The organism is Arthrobacter sp. B10-11, from assembly GCF_033142195.1.
Classification (GTDB): Bacteria; Actinomycetota; Actinomycetes; order Actinomycetales; family Micrococcaceae; genus Arthrobacter; species Arthrobacter oryzae_C.
The window spans coordinates 379,441-396,013 of the sequence record NZ_JAWMTH010000002.1; the positions used below are offsets into that span (position 1 = coordinate 379,441).

Consider the following 16,573-nt stretch of genomic DNA (forward strand, 5'->3'; position numbering starts at 1 on the left):
GACGCAGCCCCCTGTTCCCGACTGACTCGCAGTTAATGTCGCGAAACGCCCGTTTGGCGACGTTAAGTGCCAGTCAGTTGGGAGGGGCCGGTGCCTACTTGGCGGGGCGTCCGTGGATCCGCACGGAGAGTTCGTCGGCGACTTTCCGGATCCGGGCGGCGAGGGCCGGCCATTGGTCCGCCGGCAATTTGTCCTCGAGGAATGTGACGGCAACTGCCGCCGTCGGCCATCCCACGTGGTCCGTCACCGCGGCGGCAATCGAACCGAAGCCCGGGGTCACCTCGCCGTGTTCGGTGGCATAGCCCCGCTGCCGGACCTGGTCCAGGTGCGAGGACAGCGCCGAGTACTTCATGATGGCGCCTTCCACGTCATGCCGGGCCGTGAAGGCAGCGGCGTTCGGGTAGAGCGCGCGGACCTGCGACTTGGGCAGGGCGGCGAGGATGGCGCGGCCGCTGGCGGTGAGGTGGCTGGGCAGGCGGACACCGACGTCGGTCACCAGGGACGGCCGGTTCTTGGCACGCTCCTCCACGATGTACAGCACGTCGCGGCCGTGGAGCACGGCCAGATGCGCGCTCTCGCCAATGACGTCCACCAGCGAGGCGAGCATTGGCCGGCCAATCCGGGAGAGCGGTTCCTGGCGCGAATACGCCGAACTGAGCTCGAAGGCGCTGATGCCCAGCCCGTACCGCTGCTCCTCATGCAGGTGCATCACGAAGCCGTTGGCTTCCATGACGCCGAGCAGGTGATAGACGCTGGAGCGCGGCAGGCCTAGTGCGGTGGCAATGTTCGACGCCGCCATGGGGCCTCGCTTGGAGGCCAGCAGTTTCAGGATACGCAAGGTGTTTTCTGCCGCCGGCACTTTCGACGTCACCTTCGTAGCCGTCTTTGGCACCGCACGTGCGAGGGACTCGCCGTCCGCCATTTTTCCTCCATGGTTCACATCCGGACGCGTGAGGGGTGTCCGGTATCCCGTACTTAAGAGTCCCCCACTCCCAAGAGTCCGGAACGACATCCAACCACGTTGAAGTCCGGGATACCAGACTCGCCCTTGTCCGACAGGCTCCCGCCGCTGCCGGGGGACTTCCGCCCCTAGGCCGAAACCCGGGGCGGTGCTTCGATGGAGGGCACGGACTGCTCGAGGAGGCCACCATGATCTGGATTGCCGGGCTCTTCCTGATCGCCCACGGCTTGCTCCATCTCGCCATCTGGCTCCCCAAGCCGGATAAGAAGATGCCGTTCGACGCCGGGCACTCCCCCTTTGCGGGCAACGTCAGGCGACTCGCGGCGGTCCTGGCTGTGGCTGCCGCCCTTGTTTTGGCGGCCGGCGGCCTCGGACTTATCGGCGGGGCATCGTGGTGGGCGCCGGCGACCATATCCGGAGCGGCAATCTCGGCGGCGCTGCTCCTGCTGACCTTCAACAAGTGGTGGCTCATCGCGCTCGGCATCAACGCCGCCATCATCGTGCTGTCGTTGCAGCAAATTGGTTAGGAACAAGAACGGTGAGGAAGACCTCCATGGCAAAACCACTCGCTGGAAAAGTAGCCCTGGTGGCGGGGGCGACGCGCGGCGCAGGCCGGGGCACCGCCGTCGCCCTGGGCGAAGCGGGAGCGACCGTCTACTGCACCGGCCGCAGCGCCGGGGGCCGCAGGTCCGACTACGACCGGCCGGAAACCCTCGAGGAGACGGCCGAGCTGGTCAGTTCCGCCGGCGGAGTGGGCATCGCGGCGGGAGTGGACCATCTGGATCCGGCCGCCGTGCAGTCGCTCGTGCAGATGGTCGACGACGACCATGGCCGACTGGACATCCTGGTGAACGACATCTGGGGCGGGGAAAACCTCATCGAATGGGACGCTCCGGTGTGGGCACACCACCTGGATACCGGGCTGCAGATGCTGCACACCGCCGTCGACACTCACCTGATCACCAGCCATTTCGCGCTGCCGCTGCTCATCCGGAACCCCGGCGGCCTGGTGGTGGAAATGACCGACGGCACGCGTGAGTACAACGCCGCCCACTACCGCGTTTCGACGTTCTACGACCTCGCCAAGAATGCGGTGCTGCGGCTCGCCTTCAGCCAGGCGGAAGAATTGAAACCGTTTGGCTGCACCGCGGTGGCCCTCACTCCGGGCTGGATGCGCTCCGAGATGATGCTGGAGCATTTCGGCGTCACTGAAGCGAACTGGCGTGAGGCCGCGGCCACCCAGCCACATTTCGCGGCTATCTCTGAGAGCCCGCGTTTTGTGGGCCGCGCCGTTGCCGCCTTGGCTGCCGACCCGGACGTGCAGCGCCGCTCCGGCGAATCATTTTCCTCAGGCGGGCTGGCACAAGAATACGGCTTCACCGACACCGACGGCTCGCGGCCGGACTGCTGGCGTTACCTCGTGGAGGTCCAGGAGGCAGGGCTCCCCGCAGACGCCAAGGGCTACCGCTGAGGTTCGGAGGGTAATTCCCAGGGCCGCCTGCGCCCTGTCCCTCCCCCTTCCTAGGCGGCCGCGTTTGCCTCGGAAGTTAAGAACAGTGCCCAGTCGCTGAAGGGGTCCTGGGGTAATGGTTGATCTGTCAGTTCGAGGTCGGGCGGCGGGTTTTCTGGCCACAGGTTTTCGGGCAGCAGGTTTTCGGGCCACGGGACGTCTTGTAGAGGTGCTTCGGGTGGCCAGTGGGGTGGTTCCCAGTCGGGGTCATCCGCCAGTTCCGGCAGGTGCGGTGGTTCCCAGTCGGGTTGTTCGCTGGCGTAGGAGCGGCCTGTTGGTGAGGTCCAGCCGGGCGGATCGTTGGCGCTGGCCCCGGCGGGAGTCCAGGCGGTGGCGTGCTTGAGGCGGTGGTGCCTGGGACAGGGCTGGGCGAGGTTGCTGATCCCCGTAGTCCCGCCGTTCGCCCAGGCGAGGAGATGGTCTGCCTCGTTGTCCAGGGAATGGTTGCTGCAGCCCGGGAACGGGCATTTGCCGTCCCTCAGCCGCAACCACTGCCGCAGCGCTTTGGGAATCCGGTAGGCGGCCCGGCCGATCTCCAACGGCGCACCGTCCCGCGGGTCAGTCAGCACCCTCAGCAACGACGACGCCCCGTCGGCCACGAGCGCACGCGCCATCGACGGCGGCACCGGACCGTAGCCGTCCAACACGGCCGGTTCCCCGGTCACGCCGAGCAGCGAGAACACCGGAACGGTGATCAGGACCTGCGCCGCCGGGGACGGGACATCCTCCTTGATGATGCCGGTGCCTGCTATTCCGGCCATGGCCCCACTGCTGGTCAGGAGCCAGGTCGCGGCGACGTCGGCGCGGAGCTGGGTGAGGGTCCTGGACTCGTCCGGGCCCTGGAGGGCCCGGGCGGCACTGGTGGTCCGGTCCCAGATCCCGGCAGCAGTAGCGGCGGGCAGGTAGGCCGAGAGCCAGGCCATCCCGTCCCGGTCCGGGGTGTACTCCACCCGCCGCTCCGCGGCGCCCCGGACGTGGCGTTCTTCGATGCTGACCGGGTGGTGCCGTTCCCGCCACGTACGGACCTTGGCCCGGAACCGGGACGGGACAAGGTCCCCGGCCGGGCATCCGCGGGCAGGGTTAAGTGCGTCGGCGTCCAGGAAATGTGCCTCCAAGCCAGCGGCTCCAGCCCGGTCCAGGTTCGCGGTTTCATCCACCATCACCCTGGCGTGCTGCCACGAAATACGCCCCTCCCCCAGCGCGGAGAGCGTCAGCGGCAAGGTGGTGGTCAGGGCATGCGCCTCGGACAGCAACGCCCCGGCCGTGCGCTCACTAACCGTCAAAACGCACGCGACCTCAGCCCTCACCGCCATATCCCGGACGGTGTGCTCCTGCGCGGACACGGCCGGCGGCGCGAGGGCTGCGGCTGTTTCAGCGTATCCGGCCGCGAGGTGCACCTTCAGGGCGGCCATTCCGGCTTCCATCCCGGCTAGCTGAGCCGCCCCGTCCAGGCACGCATCCGCCCGGTCCCGAAGAAGGTCAGCACCATCCACGCCCGGACCGTTCAGACCGCGGCGGACCCCCGCAGCCAGCGCAGCGAAGGAAGCCCCGATGGCCTCCATCGTCTCCGCAACTGCCCTTCTTTCCATTCCCAAAGCATCCCAGCAGGCACCGACATCTAATGATGGCGCCGGCAGCGGGGCCACAACTGCCCGCTCGCGCGGGATGGCGCCGGCAGCAGGGCCGCAACTGTCCGCTCGCGCGGGCCGGCGCCGGCAGCAGGGCCGCAACTGTCCGCTCGCGCCGACTGACAGTCTGAAATGAAAGACACCAAAGCGCCGTGAGGCTCATCACGTACGGCTCGAAAATGGTCTGCTGGATAGCGATCCCCCTCCCAATGACGAGAAGGTATTCGCATGCAACAAGCCCCAACAGCAAGCCAAGCACCAGAACAAACGGCGCCCGAAACCACCACCGCGGTAAACGGCATTAACGCCACCGGAGCCGCCGGGAGCAGTGTCCGCGCCGCTGCAGGCGCCGCCGTCGACACCGTCCTGAACCGCGGACTCAATGTCCGCCACATCCGCTTCATGGCCCTGGGGTCAGCCATCGGCACCGGCCTGTTCTACGGCTCGGCATCCGCCATCCAGAAAGCCGGCCCGGCGGTCCTCCTCGCGTACATGATCGGCGGCGCCGCCGTGTTCATGGTGATGCGGGCGCTCGGCGAGATGGCGGTGCGGCATCCCGTCTCCGGCTCCTTCGGCCAGTACGCCAGCCGCTATCTTGGCCCGCTGGCGGGTTTTGTGACCGGCTGGACGTACGTCTTCGAGATGGCGATCGTGGCCATCGCGGACGTTACCGCCTTCAGCATCTATATGGGGTTCTGGTTTCCGGACGTAGAACGGTGGATCTGGGTCCTCGCCATCATCTTCTTCCTGGCCGCCCTGAACCTGCTCAGCGTCAAAGTCTTCGGCGAGCTGGAGTTCTGGTTCTCGCTGATCAAGGTGGTGGCCATCATCGCCATGATCGCCGGCGGCGTCGCCATCATCATCTTCGGTTTCCAGGCAGGCGGCTCAACTGTCGCGCCGGGAATCGGGAATCTCGTGGAGCACGGGGGCCTGTTCCCCAACGGCTTCGAGGGTTTGCTGGCCTCATTCGCCGTTGTCATGTTCGCCTTTGGCGGCATCGAGACCATCGGCGTCACCGCCGGTGAAGCGGCCGATCCCAAGAAGGTCATCCCCAAGGCAGTCAACACCGTGCCCGTGCGCGTTCTCCTTTTCTACGTGCTGACCCTTGCCGTCCTGATGAGCCTGTTCCCCTGGAACGAAGTGGGAACCAACGGCAGTCCGTTCGTGCAGATCTTCAGCGGACTGGGCATTCCCGCCGCGCCACACATCCTCAACGCCGTGGTGATTACGGCAGCCCTCTCTGCAATCAACAGCGACATTTTCGGTGCCGGCCGCATCCTCTTCGGACTGGCCCGCCAGGGCCACGCGCCGGCCAGCTTCGGCAAGGTTTCCCGTCACGGGGTGCCGTGGATGACCGTGGTGATGATGGCCGTCGTCCTGCTGGCGGGCGTGGTCCTGAACGCCGTCATGCCGAAGGATGTCTTCCTGCTGATCGCTTCGATCGCAACCTTCGCCACCGTCTGGGTATGGGTCATGATCCTGGCATCACACGTGGCCATGAAACGGGAGATCGCACGTAAGGGACTGCCGGCGTCGGAATTCCCGTCGCCCTGGTGGCCGGCAGCCTCCGTCCTGACCATCGCGTTTATGGCCATGGTGATCGTGGTCCTGGGCGCGTTCGAGGACTCCCGGATCGCCCTCTACGTGGGCGCGGTGTGGCTTGGTGTCCTGGTGCTGGCCTACCGCCTGTGGGTCCGCGGTCACGGCCGTGCCCGGGCAGAACTGGTGGACGAAACGGCGTAGGACCGCGCGGGCGGAGCAAGTAGTCCAGCAAAAATTTCGAGTGTTGGACGGTACAGAAGGGGTAGGAGTTACGCATGCGACGCATGGGGTTTGGCCTCTAGGTTGGTCACCAGGCGCAGACCGGACGATTTAATCGCCAAACCGAGGCTTCCGGGCCGCCAGCGAGTCCTGCTTATCCAGGTACTTCAAAGGAGTGGTTTTGATGAAGGATCTTCCAACCTCCCGGCCCGCCTTCCCCCGCGACCGGCGCCGCCTGATTTCCTGGCTGAACGACGCAGCGGAAAAAGTCCGCACAGCCGCTGTACCGTTCAGGATCGGGGACGTTGTCCTCGGTGACGACCCCTTCAACGGCCGCCGGCTCGGCGTGGTGACGGTAATTAGAGGCACCTCGCTGGGCCTGCGGACGGCCGCTGACGCCCATCCTGACCTTGAGCCCGCGGTGGTCTACTACGACTACCGCCAGGTAAGGACGCCGGACTAGGCGGCACCACAGGCAGGCGGCGCTAAGATCAGTCATGGTTCCGCTGAGCAATCTCCTGGCTTTCGCCCTGGCCGCGGCCGTCCTGATTGCCGTCCCCGGGCCAAGCGTGCTGTTCGTGATCGGACGCAGCCTGGCCTTGGGCCGCAAGGGCGGACTGCTCAGTGTCCTGGGAAATGCGCTCGGCATGATCCCGCAGATCGCCGCCGTGGCGCTCGGTGTGGGCGTCGCCCTTGCGCAGTCGGTCCTGCTGTTCACCCTGGTGAAATTCGCCGGCGCCGCCTACCTCGTGTTCCTCGGCATCCAGGCCATCAGGCACCGCGGAAGAAGTACGACGGCGCCCGGTCCTTCGCGCTCCGGCTCCACCTTCCGTATCCTGCGGGAAGGATTCATCGTGGGTGCCACCAACCCCAAGTCGCTGGTGTTCTTCGTTGCGGTACTGCCGCAGTTCGTGGAGTATTCCGCCGGCGGAATACCGATGCAGCTGGCCAGCCTGGGGGCCGTGTTCCTCCTGATCGCCCTCGTGTCGGACAGCGTCTGGGCGCTGGCAGCCGGAACCGCCCGCCAGTGGTTCGCCCGCTCCCCCAAACGCATCGCCACCCTCAGCAGCACAGGCGGAGCCATGATGATCGCCCTAGGCGGCACCCTCGCATTAACTGGCACCAAGAACTAGATTGTGCCGCCCGCAACTGCGGGCGGCAGCAAACTACCGCGCCGACCAGCCGCCGTCCATGGTGTAGCTGGCGCCGGTGACCATGCCGGCGTCGTTCGAGGCGAGCCAGGCGACCAGCGAGGCGACTTCTTCCGGCTCCACGAGCCGCTTGACGGCGGATTCGGTCAGCATGATCTTGGCCAGCACCTCGGATTCGGGAATGCCGTGGACCTTCGCCTGATCCGCGATCTGCGACTCCACCAGCGGTGTGCGCACATAGCCGGGGTTGATGCAGTTGGACGTGACCCCGTGCTGCCCGCCCTCCAGGGCCGTCACCTTGCTGAGCCCTTCCAGGCCGTGCTTGGCGGAAACGTACGCGCTCTTGAACGGGGACGCACGGATTCCGTGTACCGACGAGAGGTTGATGATGCGGCCGAAGTTGTTCGCATACATGTGCGGCAGTGCAGCCCGGATCAGCAGGAACGGCGCCTCCAGCATAAGGGTGATGAGCCGGCGGAAATCGGCCGGTTCGAAGTCCTCAATGGGGCTGATGCGCTGGATCCCGGCATTGTTGACCAGGATGTCGCAGTCCAGGCTGAGGGCTGCGAGGGCGTCGACGTCCAGCAGGTCCACGGCCCAGACAGTGCCGCCTACTTCATCGGCAAGTGCGGCCGCGGCGGCCTCGTCGACGTCCGCGATCACCACCTTGGCGCCACGTGCGGCGAGGGCCCGCACACTGGCAGCCCCGATCCCGCCGGCTCCTCCGGTGACCAGCGCCTTGCGGCCGTTCAGCGTGTTTTCCATAACCCAGCCTTCCAGTTCAAAGATTTTCAACGAACCGGCCGGCTCCAGCAGCGCTGGAGCCGGCCACTACAGCAGCTCAGCTCAATCAGCTCAGCGCGAGGCTGCTGCTACTGCCAGGCCTTCGCGTTCGGCGTCGACCCTGTCCACTTCTTCAAGGGCGATGCCCTTTGTTTCCTTGAGGCTCAACACTGCCACCGTGGTGATGGCACACGCCACCACCAGGTAGATGGCTGTGGGAACCCACGATCCGGTGTCCTTGAGCCACTGGGTGGCCAGGAGCGGTGCCAGCGAACCGGCGAAGATCGAGGTGACCTGCGAGCCGAGCGACACGCCGGCGTAGCGCATCCGGGTGGGGAAGAGCTCCGCCATGATGGCAGGCTGGCCGGCGTACATAAACGCATGCAGGCACAGGCCAATGGTCACGGCCAGGACAATGACCACCGCGTTCTTCGTGTCGAACATGGGGAAGGCGAAGAACGGCCACGTGGCGCCGGTGATGGCGCCGACAAGATACACGGGCTTCCGGCCCCAGCTGTCCACGAGCCGTCCCACTTGCGGGATGACCAGGAAGTGGATGAGGTGCGCAATCAGCAGGGCGAGCAGGAGCGAGGACGTGTCGTACTTGTGGACGCTCTTGAGGTACACGATCGCGAAGCTGACCACGAGGTAGTACATGATGTTTTCCGCGAACCGGAGGCCCATGGCCTGCAGGATCCCCTTGGGGTATTTGCGGATGACCTCGCCGACGCCGTAGCTGACGGCCTGTTCCTCCTCCAGCTGCGCCTTGGCTTCGAGGAAGATCGGCGACTCGGAGACGTTGGTGCGGATGTAGTATCCGACGAACACGATCGCGGCGGAGAGCCAGAACGCCACGCGCCAGCCCCAGCTGAGGAAGTCGGCACTGCTCAGGATGTTGGACATCACGAACAGCACCAGGGTGGCCAGCAGGTTTCCCACCGGAACGGCGGACTGGGGCCAGCTGGACCAGAAACCACGGGACTTGTTGGGGCTGTGCTCGGCGACAAGAAGCACGGCGCCGCCCCACTCGCCACCCAGTGCGAAGCCCTGGATAAAGCGCAGGAACACCAGGAGCGCCGGTGCCAGGTAGCCGATCTCGGCGAAGCCCGGGAGGCAGCCCATCAGGAAGGTGGACACACCGATGATCACGATGGTCAGCTGCAGGGTGGGCTTGCGGCCCAGCTTGTCGCCGATCTGGCCAAAGACGATCCCGCCGAGCGGCCGGGCCACGAAGCCCACGGCGTAGGTGATGAAGGCCTGGATGATGCCGTCCAGCTCGTTGCCGGTGGCGGGAAAGAAGTACTTGCCGAACACCAGGGTTGCTGCGGTGGCGTAGAGGAAGAATTCATACCATTCCACTACGGTGCCAACCATGGAGGCTGCGACGATCTTCTTGAGGCCGGCGCCCTGTGGGGCGGAAGCGGCCGGTGATGCAGAGCGTTGTTCTACGCTCATATTTTGTTCTCCTTAGTGTCCACGTCGACACGCGCTGTGATCCACAGCACTGAATGGGCTCAGATGAGTATTGCCGCAGAAACTGCGCGGTTCAATGGCCAAACCGGCACCCCTTGTGTGCAGAATTGCAGATATGGACACTAATCCTGATGACCTTCTGGTCTTGCTGGCCGTCTCGCGGTCAGCCAAATTCACGACGGCGGCGCAGGCCCTGGGGCTGAACCACACCACCGTTTCGCGCCGGATAGCGGCCTTGGAGAAGACACTGGGCGGTCGCGTCCTCTCCCGGTCTGCCGGCGCATGGGAACTGACGGAGCTCGGCGCGGAGGCGGTGCTGGTGGCCGAGCAGGTGGAACAGGCCGTGCAAAGCCTGGGCCAGCCCGGCAAGGCGCCGGACCCCATCACGGGAGTCGTCCGGATGACGGCCACAGACGGCTTCAGCGCCTACATCGCCGCGCCCGCGGTGGCACGGCTGCGGCGCAAGCACTCCGGGCTCAGCGTGGAGATCGTGACCGTCACCCGGCGGGCCCTCCAGCAGCGCTCCGGACTGGACATCGAGGTGGTGGTGGGCGAGCCGCAGGTACACCGCGCCGAGGCCTTCAAACTGGGCGAATACGTGCTGGGCATGTATGCCTCACGGGCCTACCTGGCCGAAAACGGGACGCCGGCAACGGTGGAGGAACTGTCCGAACATCCGCTGGTCTATTTCGTGGACTCGATGCTTCAGGTGGACGACCTCGACGCTCCGCGCAGGCTTGTCCCGGCCATGAAGGACGGGCTGAGCTCCACCAATGTGTTTGTCCACGTGGAGGCCACCCGCGCCGGCGCGGGCATCGGATTCCTGCCCTGCTTTATGGGCGACCTGCACCAGGACCTGGTCCGGCTGCTGCCGGACGTTTTCTCGGAACGGCTGCCGTACTGGATGGTGCTGCGGCCCGACTCCATGCGGCGCCCGGCTGTCGCTGCCGTGGTGCAGGCCCTCCGGGACCAGACGCTGGAGCACCGGGATTCCCTGCTGGGCAGGCGCTGAGGGCTAATAATGAAGGAAGCCCCCGCGCGAGTCAGGGAACTCAAGCGCGGGGGCTTCACGCCCTCCGGTCTTGGGGGAAAGCGGAGAGCTTCCACCAACTTACAGCGTGCCCGGGGTCCGGGCGGCAAAAACGGCCGCAAAAGCCGATTCTTGAGGCAACGTTGCGCTTATATTTCGGACGGGCGGATGTCTTGCTCCACTTGACCCGGCGGCGGAGGTCCAGGGTCGTGGCGGACGGGTGCCCCGGCAGCAAAGGCACGCACCTTGGCGTCATCCCAGATATGGGCCGGGACGCCGCCGCCCAGGAGCCTGCGGGCAAGCCGGGGGTCGTCGTCGAACGGCTGGTCGCTGCCCGCCATCACCATGTTGCCGTAGCGCCGGCCCTTGAGCATGGCGGGGTCGGCAATGATCAGCGTGTGCTCGAAAACAGCCGCAATAGTGGCCGCGTCCTCGCGGGCGTTCTTCAGATCAGGAGCGTCGCCGGAATTCACCACGTAGATTCCGCCGGGAGCAAGCACCCGCTTGGCGTGCCCGTTGAATTCAGCGGTGGTCAGGGGCCGCGGAGTGAGGGCGCCGGCAAACACGTCGCGGATGATCACATCACGCGTCTGCGGCGTCAGCGACTCGGTGACCTCGCGCGCTTCGCCCACACGCAGCCGCAGCAGGGGGGCCTTGGGCAGGTCGAACCAGCCGCGGACGTACTCGGCAAGCTTGCCGTCCAGTTCCACCACAACCTGGCGGGCTTCCGGGTACGCGGCGTGGAAGTACCGCGCCAGCGAGCACGCACCCCCGCCCAGGTGCAGGGCCCTTAGCTTGGGCCTGGTCTCGCGGGGCCACCGGGATTCCACCAGTGCCGACATCCACCGCATGTACTCGAAATCGAGGAAGAGCGGGTCCGCCAGGTCAATGTGCGAGCTCATCACGCCGTTGATGCGCAGGAGCCAGCCGTTCGAATTGTCCTGGTCCGCGATCAGCTCGCAGTCCCCCGTGTCGATGTAGTACACGCCCTCCACCGGCCCGTCAGGGCGGGTTCCCTTCGGCACTTCCACGACTCCCGGCGTCGAACGTTCAGCGTTCCTGCCGGCAGACCGGCCCTTCCGCGCCACTTAGCCGGCCACCGCGTTAGTCATGCACCAACCCTAGTTGACCGGCCCTAGTTGACCGGCGCCTCACCGACCGTGGCGCCTTCGCCATTGCGGATCCGCTGCACGACGCCGGTGGTGGACTGGTCCGGAACGTAGTCCAGGATGGTGACCTTGCCGCCGAAGCGTTCCACCGCTTCGGTTTCGGCCAGCATCTCCGGTGTGTAGTCCCCGCCCTTGGCGTAGATTTCCGGCCGGATCTTCTCGATCAGGGGTATGGGGGTGGCGGTGTCGAACACTGTCACATAATCCACGCAGCTGAGTGCGGCGATGACGGCTGCGCGGTCGGCCACGGAGTTGATGGGCCGCTCCGGACCTTTCAACCGCCGCACCGACGCGTCGCTGTTCAGGGCCACCACCAGGATGTCACCCAGCTGCTTGGCCTGGTTGAGGTAGCGGGTATGGCCGCGGTGCAGCACATCGAAGCAGCCGTTGGTCAGCACGATACGCCGGCCCTCGGCGCGGTCGCCCTCGACATGGCGGGCGAGTTCGTCGGCGCTAAGGGCCGTGTCCGCGAAACTCGCCAGGTACCGGGCGAGGTCCTCGGAACTGCAGACGGACGTCCCGGGGTGGTGCACCACCACGTCAGCCGCTGCCTGGGCAAGGTCCACGCTGGTGGTCAGCGGCACAGCGGACGCCCTGGCAACGGTCAAGGCGGCGACGAAAGTGTCCCCGGCTCCGGAGGCTTGCTTCTCGGCGGCCGGCCTGGCCCAGGTGCGGTGGACATCACCGGCAGCGGGCAGCAGCAGCGTACCGTCCCGGTCCAGCGTGACCACCACCGCGTGCGCACCGGTGGCCCGGGCCAGTTCGTCCCGGCGCGCTGCCAGGAACTCTGCACGGTCCGCGCCCGCGGGCAGTGTCAGGCCCAGCATCCTGGCAGCTTCCTGCGCATTCGGGGTGGCCAGGTCCGGCTGAAGCACCGCCCATGGCCGCGGGTCGTGGGCGTCAACCACTGTTAGCGGAGAATCGGGCCGGCTGCCTGCGGAACCCCCGAGCGCAGCGATAAGGGCACCGCGGACCGGTCCGGCCAGGGTGCCAAGGCCGTAGTCGCAGACCACCACGGCGTCCTGCCCCCGCAGGGCTGCGGGCAGGGTGACGGCCAGCGCGGCGAGGGCGTCCTGCGGAACCTGCTGCGCGACGTCGTCGAACCGCAGCAAAACCTGGCCGGCGCTGCTGATGCGGGTCTTGGTGGTGGTGACCATGCCGGGGTGTTCCTGGAGGTGGCTGACGTTGACGCCCGCGGCACGGAGCTGCCGCCGCAGCTCCAGGCCGGCATCGTCGCAGCCCACCACTCCGGCGATGCGGACCCGTGCCCCCAGGGCGGCAAGGTTCATGGCGGTGTTGGCGGCCCCGCCCGGTGCAAACGCCCGCCGGCTGATGTCCACGACCGGAGCCGGCGCCTCCCGGCAGAGCCGGGCGATGGACCCGTGCCACCAGCCGTCCAGCATGACGTCGCCAACCACCGTCACGGACGGCGCAATGGAGGCCAGCCGGCCCGGCAACCAGTCCGCCAGTGCGCGCTGCCCTGCCAGGTCCTGCCGGTCGTTGCGGGTGGTCCCGCCCGCCTGTCCGGGCGAATGATTGCTCATTGCCTGCCGCTTTCGCTGCCGGCGGCCGGCGCCGCCATGTGCACCACCTTGACGCGGGTGAACTCGTCCAGCAGCTCGGGACCGTACCCAAACCCGTGTCCGCTGGCACCGCGTGGCTGGGCCGCCCCTCCGGGCGCGCCGCCGAACACAGCGTTGATTTTCACGGTGCCCACGGGGAGCGAGGCGATGGCCTGCTGCGCGTGCGCGATCCTGCCGGTCAGGACCGTGGCCGCCAGCCCGTAGCGTCCCTCGGCGGCCAACCGGAGTCCCTCTTCGAAACTGTCCACCACCTGCACGGGTGCCACCGGGCCGAACGTTTCTTCCACCATGATGTCCATGTCCGCAGTGCAGTCCACCAGCACCGTGGCCGGATAGTAAGCCCCTGCCCCGGCCGGCACTGACCCGCCTTCGACGGCGCGCGCACCCGCCTGGAGCGCGTTGTGGACCTGGCTGTGGACCTCGTCGCGCAGGCGGACGTCAACCAGGGGCGCCAGCCCGCCCTCCCGGTTCCGCCGGCGGGCTGCCTGTTCCAGGGCCTCGCAGAAGTGGCCGGCAATGGCCCGGTGCACGTAGATCCGTTCAACGGCCGTGCAGATCTGGCCGCTGTTGCTGAACGCGCCCACGGCCGCCTGCTCCGCTGCCCAGTCCGGATCCACGTCGTCATCCACCACCAGCGGATCGTTCCCACCGTTTTCACGGATGACATGCGCCCCGGTCAGGTTCGAGGCCCTGGCGATCCGCGCGCCTGCCGCGCTGGAGCCGACGTGTGCCACCACGTCCACGCCGGACTGTTCGGTCAGCAGGGCGCCGACGCCGGAGCCGCCGGTCAGCGAAATCAGCACATCAGGCGGGAAAACCGCGCCCAGGACGTCCCCCAGCATGGTCCCCAGATGGGGGCAGCGCTCGCTGGCCTTATGCACCACGGTGTTACCGGTGAACAAGGCGGCGCCGATGAGCCCGCAGGCCACGGCCACGGGATCGTTCCACGGCGTCAGCACCACTGCCACCCCGCGGGGCTCGGCCACGGTGTAGTCCGACGCAAGAGGGTGGCCCCGGAGGCTGTGCCCGCGGTGGACCGGCCCAAGCTCCGCGTACTGCTCCAGGGTGGCGACGCCCGCGTCGATTCCGGCCAGGGCTTCGTCCACCGGGCGCCCGGTCTCCCGGTTGTTCATCCTTGCCAGTTCCGGGGCTGCTCCAGCCAAGGCACGCGCGGCGGCCCGGAGGAACGAACCCCGATCAGCCGGCGGGGTGGCGGCCCAGCCGTGAAAAGCTGCCCGCGAGGCATTGACGGCCGTGCGGACGTGGCGGGGCAAAGCTTCGGGCACTGCACCCACTTCCTCGCCGGTGCGGGGGTCGCGGATGACTATCAGTTCACTGGCGCCATGATGCATGCGCTGGACGATCGCGGACATGGGACTCCTTCCGAAGAGACGGCCGTGGCACCCTGCCGGGTAGCTTCCGGGGCCAGACGGGCGAACCGGCCCCCTATGAGCAGTCCCGTACCCCGGAGCAGCCCCGTTTACACCCGTCGGACGCCCCGGATTTGCCCGGCGGTTATCCCCGGCGGGTTTTGCCCAGCGACCTAATGGCGGTGATAGCCACCGCGCCCTGATCCGAACTATGGTGGCCCCCACACACGATCGCCGCTCCGGGCTGTGGACGGCAGCGTGCGGCGGCAGGCGGCAGCGGCCGGCGGCAGGAGGGGGAAGCGCTTTGGAAGGAACCAGCACGGACCAAGCAGCGGGCAGGGGCGTGGGCCCCGTGCTCGGAAAATTCGACGGCGTTTCCCGCATCGCCGTGCTGCGCGGCGGCGGGCTCGGCGACCTGATGTTCGCCCTCCCGGCGGTTTCCGCGCTGAAGGCCGCCTACCCGGGTTCCACCGTGACGGTGCTGGGGACCCCGCTGCATGCCGCGCTGGTGCAGGGAACTGCGGGCCCGGTCGATGACGTCCGGATCCTGCCCTACGCGGAGGGCGTCCGCCCCGGGCAGGAGGATCCGGCCGCCGTGGACAGCTTCTTTGCCGACATGCGGCGGGAGGCATTCGACTTGGCGCTCCAGCTGCACGGCGGCGGCCGGTACTCCAATCCGTTCCTCCTGCGGCTGGGCGCCCGCCACACTGTAGGCACGCAAACGCCGGACGCCGCACCTTTGGAGCGCAATCTGCCCTACGCCTACTACCAGCACGAGCCGTTGCGGGCGCTTGAAGTGGCAGGCCTCGCCGGTGCGCCGCCGGTGGGGCTGGAAGCCAGCCTGCAGCCCCTGGCGCGGTTCGCCGCCGGGGCCGACCGGCTGCTGGGTCAGGCAGCAACCGCCCCGGCCGGGACGGCCAGGCGGAAGGCGGGTCCCGTCGTCGTGATCCACCCCGGTGCGACGGATCCGCGCCGGCGCTGGCCCGCCCGGCATTTCGCCGAACTGGCAGCTGCCTGTGCTGCCGATGGCTGCCAGGTGCTGGTAACGGGAGACCACAGCGAGCGCCAGCTGGCAGCCGACATCGTGGCCCGTGCCGGGGCAGGCCTGGTCCGGTCGATTGCCGGCGAAGCGGACCTCGGCACCCTGGCGGCGCTGCTGGTCCGCGCTGACGTCATGGTGGCCAACGACAGCGGTCCGCGCCACCTGGCCCAGGCCCTTGGGACGCCCACTGTCGGGGTCTACTGGGCAGGGAACCTGATCAACGCCGGCCCTCTGGGCAGGAGCCTGCACCGTGTCCACCTCTCCTGGCTGACGTACTGCCCGGAGTGCGGGGCGGACGTCACGCAGGTGGGCTGGACCGCTCCGCGCTGCTCACATGACAGTTCGCTGGTGGCCGGGGTCCGCCCCGAAAATGTCTGCAGCGACGTTCGCCTGCTCATGGCCACGAGCCCTCATCTTCGTGGCAGACCAGCATTTCCCTGACCTCACAACCCCGCGGTTGGGACAGGGCGAAAAGGATCGCCTGGGCCACGTTGGCGGGGTCGTTCAGCCGGGAGTCGTCCTGGGGCTTGTACTTCTCCGCGCGATCGTCGAAGAACCGGGTCTTCATGCCACCGGGGATCATGGTGGTCACGCCGATCTCGCCCCCTGTTTCGGCGGCCAGCGCGTGGCTGAAGCCCACCACCCCGAACTTCGAGGCGCAGTACGCCGATGCCTCCGGGAGGGCCCGCTTGCCCAGGGTTGAAGCCACGGTGACCACCCGGCCGCCGGAAGCCTTGAGGTACGGCAGGGCCGCGCGCACCACGGACACCGTGCCGAACAGGTTCACCAGGACCACCTGCTCCCAGTCCGCGGCCGGGACGTCCTCCAGCTTGCCGCAGCGATCTATCCCGGCAGCGGTCACGACGGCGTCCAGCCCTCCCAGCGTTTCGGCCGCTTCCTGCACTGCCGTGCTGACGGCAACGCGGTCCGCGACGTCCACCTCAAAAGCTTTGGCGGCCGCGACGTTGCGGATGTCCCGGTCCAGCACCACGGGCGTGCCGCCCGCCTCCAGTACTGCCTCGACGACGGCGGCGCCCAGGCCGGAGGCTCCTCCGGTCACCAGCACCCGCCCGGGACGGAAAGAAGCCTGGCGGGAAGTCTCGTCAGTCATG

15 protein-coding genes are annotated in these 16,573 nt (G+C 67.5%); 7 read left to right on the top strand and 8 right to left on the bottom strand.

The genetic code is table 11. The features are described 5' to 3' along the window. Window positions 1-94: 94 nt before the first annotated feature. Window positions 95-922 carry an IclR family transcriptional regulator gene (locus tag RW112_RS07430; RefSeq protein WP_317781134.1) on the bottom strand — a complete coding sequence of 276 codons (828 nt, stop codon included), beginning with the start codon at window positions 920-922 and terminating at the stop codon, window positions 95-97. A gap of 227 nt (window positions 923-1,149) precedes the next feature. On the opposite strand from RW112_RS07430, the gene RW112_RS07435 reads away from it, so the two are divergent. Next, window positions 1,150-1,488 (top strand): hypothetical protein, encoded by a 339-nt coding sequence (locus RW112_RS07435; RefSeq protein ID WP_317781135.1) that lies wholly within the window; start codon window positions 1,150-1,152, stop codon window positions 1,486-1,488. 26 nt (window positions 1,489-1,514) lie between these two features. Then, entirely contained in the window at window positions 1,515-2,432 is a 918-nt protein-coding gene (locus RW112_RS07440; protein ID WP_317781136.1) for an SDR family oxidoreductase, read from the top strand. A 50-nt stretch (window positions 2,433-2,482) separates the two neighbouring features. Here the strand turns inward: RW112_RS07440 and RW112_RS07445 are convergent, their stop codons facing one another. Next, complete coding sequence (locus RW112_RS07445) at window positions 2,483-4,060, bottom strand: HNH endonuclease signature motif containing protein (protein ID WP_317781137.1); 1,578 nt, start codon at window positions 4,058-4,060, stop codon at window positions 2,483-2,485. A 267-nt stretch (window positions 4,061-4,327) separates the two neighbouring features. On the opposite strand from RW112_RS07445, the gene RW112_RS07450 reads away from it, so the two are divergent. The 3 genes from RW112_RS07450 to RW112_RS07460 all read left to right on the top strand — a co-directional run bounded on the left by RW112_RS07450 (window position 4,328) and on the right by RW112_RS07460 (window position 6,993). After that, the gene (locus tag RW112_RS07450; protein ID WP_317781138.1) at window positions 4,328-5,842 is read left to right on the top strand and encodes an amino acid permease; all 1,515 of its coding nucleotides are present in this window, start codon (window positions 4,328-4,330) and stop codon (window positions 5,840-5,842) included. Between the two features lie 202 nt (window positions 5,843-6,044). Beyond that, window positions 6,045-6,323, top strand: a complete 279-nt coding sequence (locus RW112_RS07455; protein ID WP_317781139.1) for a hypothetical protein — start codon at window positions 6,045-6,047, stop codon at window positions 6,321-6,323. A gap of 34 nt (window positions 6,324-6,357) precedes the next feature. Then, window positions 6,358-6,993 carry a LysE family translocator gene (locus RW112_RS07460; protein WP_317781140.1) on the top strand — a complete coding sequence of 212 codons (636 nt, stop codon included), beginning with the start codon at window positions 6,358-6,360 and terminating at the stop codon, window positions 6,991-6,993. Between the two features lie 33 nt (window positions 6,994-7,026). On the opposite strand, the gene RW112_RS07465 is transcribed toward RW112_RS07460, so the two are convergent. Further along, window positions 7,027-7,776, bottom strand: a complete 750-nt coding sequence (locus RW112_RS07465) for a 3-hydroxybutyrate dehydrogenase (protein ID WP_305943288.1) — start codon at window positions 7,774-7,776, stop codon at window positions 7,027-7,029. Window positions 7,777-7,866: 90 nt separating this feature from the next. Next, on the bottom strand, window positions 7,867-9,249 hold the full coding sequence (locus RW112_RS07470; RefSeq protein WP_317781141.1) for an MFS transporter: 1,383 nt from the start codon (window positions 9,247-9,249) through the stop codon (window positions 7,867-7,869). Window positions 9,250-9,382: 133 nt separating this feature from the next. Between RW112_RS07470 and RW112_RS07475 the strand changes: the two genes are divergently transcribed. After that, entirely contained in the window at window positions 9,383-10,279 is an 897-nt protein-coding gene (locus RW112_RS07475; protein WP_317781142.1) for a LysR family transcriptional regulator, read from the top strand. Between the two features lie 167 nt (window positions 10,280-10,446). Here RW112_RS07475 and RW112_RS07480 read toward each other — a convergent pair whose 3' ends face one another. From RW112_RS07480 to RW112_RS07490, 3 genes are read right to left on the bottom strand one after another with little or no spacing between them, the layout of a single operon-like run. Next, window positions 10,447-11,385 carry a fused MFS/spermidine synthase gene (locus RW112_RS07480; RefSeq protein ID WP_317781143.1) on the bottom strand — a complete coding sequence of 313 codons (939 nt, stop codon included), beginning with the start codon at window positions 11,383-11,385 and terminating at the stop codon, window positions 10,447-10,449. Between the two features lie 47 nt (window positions 11,386-11,432). After that, complete coding sequence (gene rfaE2, locus RW112_RS07485; RefSeq protein WP_317781144.1) at window positions 11,433-13,010, bottom strand: D-glycero-beta-D-manno-heptose 1-phosphate adenylyltransferase; 1,578 nt, start codon at window positions 13,008-13,010, stop codon at window positions 11,433-11,435. After that, window positions 13,007-14,422, bottom strand: coding sequence for an aldehyde dehydrogenase family protein (locus tag RW112_RS07490; RefSeq protein WP_317781145.1), 1,416 nt, complete (start codon window positions 14,420-14,422; stop codon window positions 13,007-13,009). The genes rfaE2 and RW112_RS07490 overlap by 4 nt, the downstream gene beginning before the upstream one ends. A 301-nt stretch (window positions 14,423-14,723) precedes the next feature. Between RW112_RS07490 and RW112_RS07495 the strand changes: the two genes are divergently transcribed. Then, window positions 14,724-15,902 carry a glycosyltransferase family 9 protein gene (locus RW112_RS07495; protein WP_317781146.1) on the top strand — a complete coding sequence of 393 codons (1,179 nt, stop codon included), beginning with the start codon at window positions 14,724-14,726 and terminating at the stop codon, window positions 15,900-15,902. On the opposite strand, the gene RW112_RS07500 is transcribed toward RW112_RS07495, so the two are convergent. Next, window positions 15,856-16,572 (bottom strand): SDR family oxidoreductase, encoded by a 717-nt coding sequence (locus RW112_RS07500; protein WP_317781147.1) that lies wholly within the window; start codon window positions 16,570-16,572, stop codon window positions 15,856-15,858. The genes RW112_RS07495 and RW112_RS07500 overlap by 47 nt on opposite strands. Between the last annotated feature and the right edge of the window lies 1 nt (window position 16,573).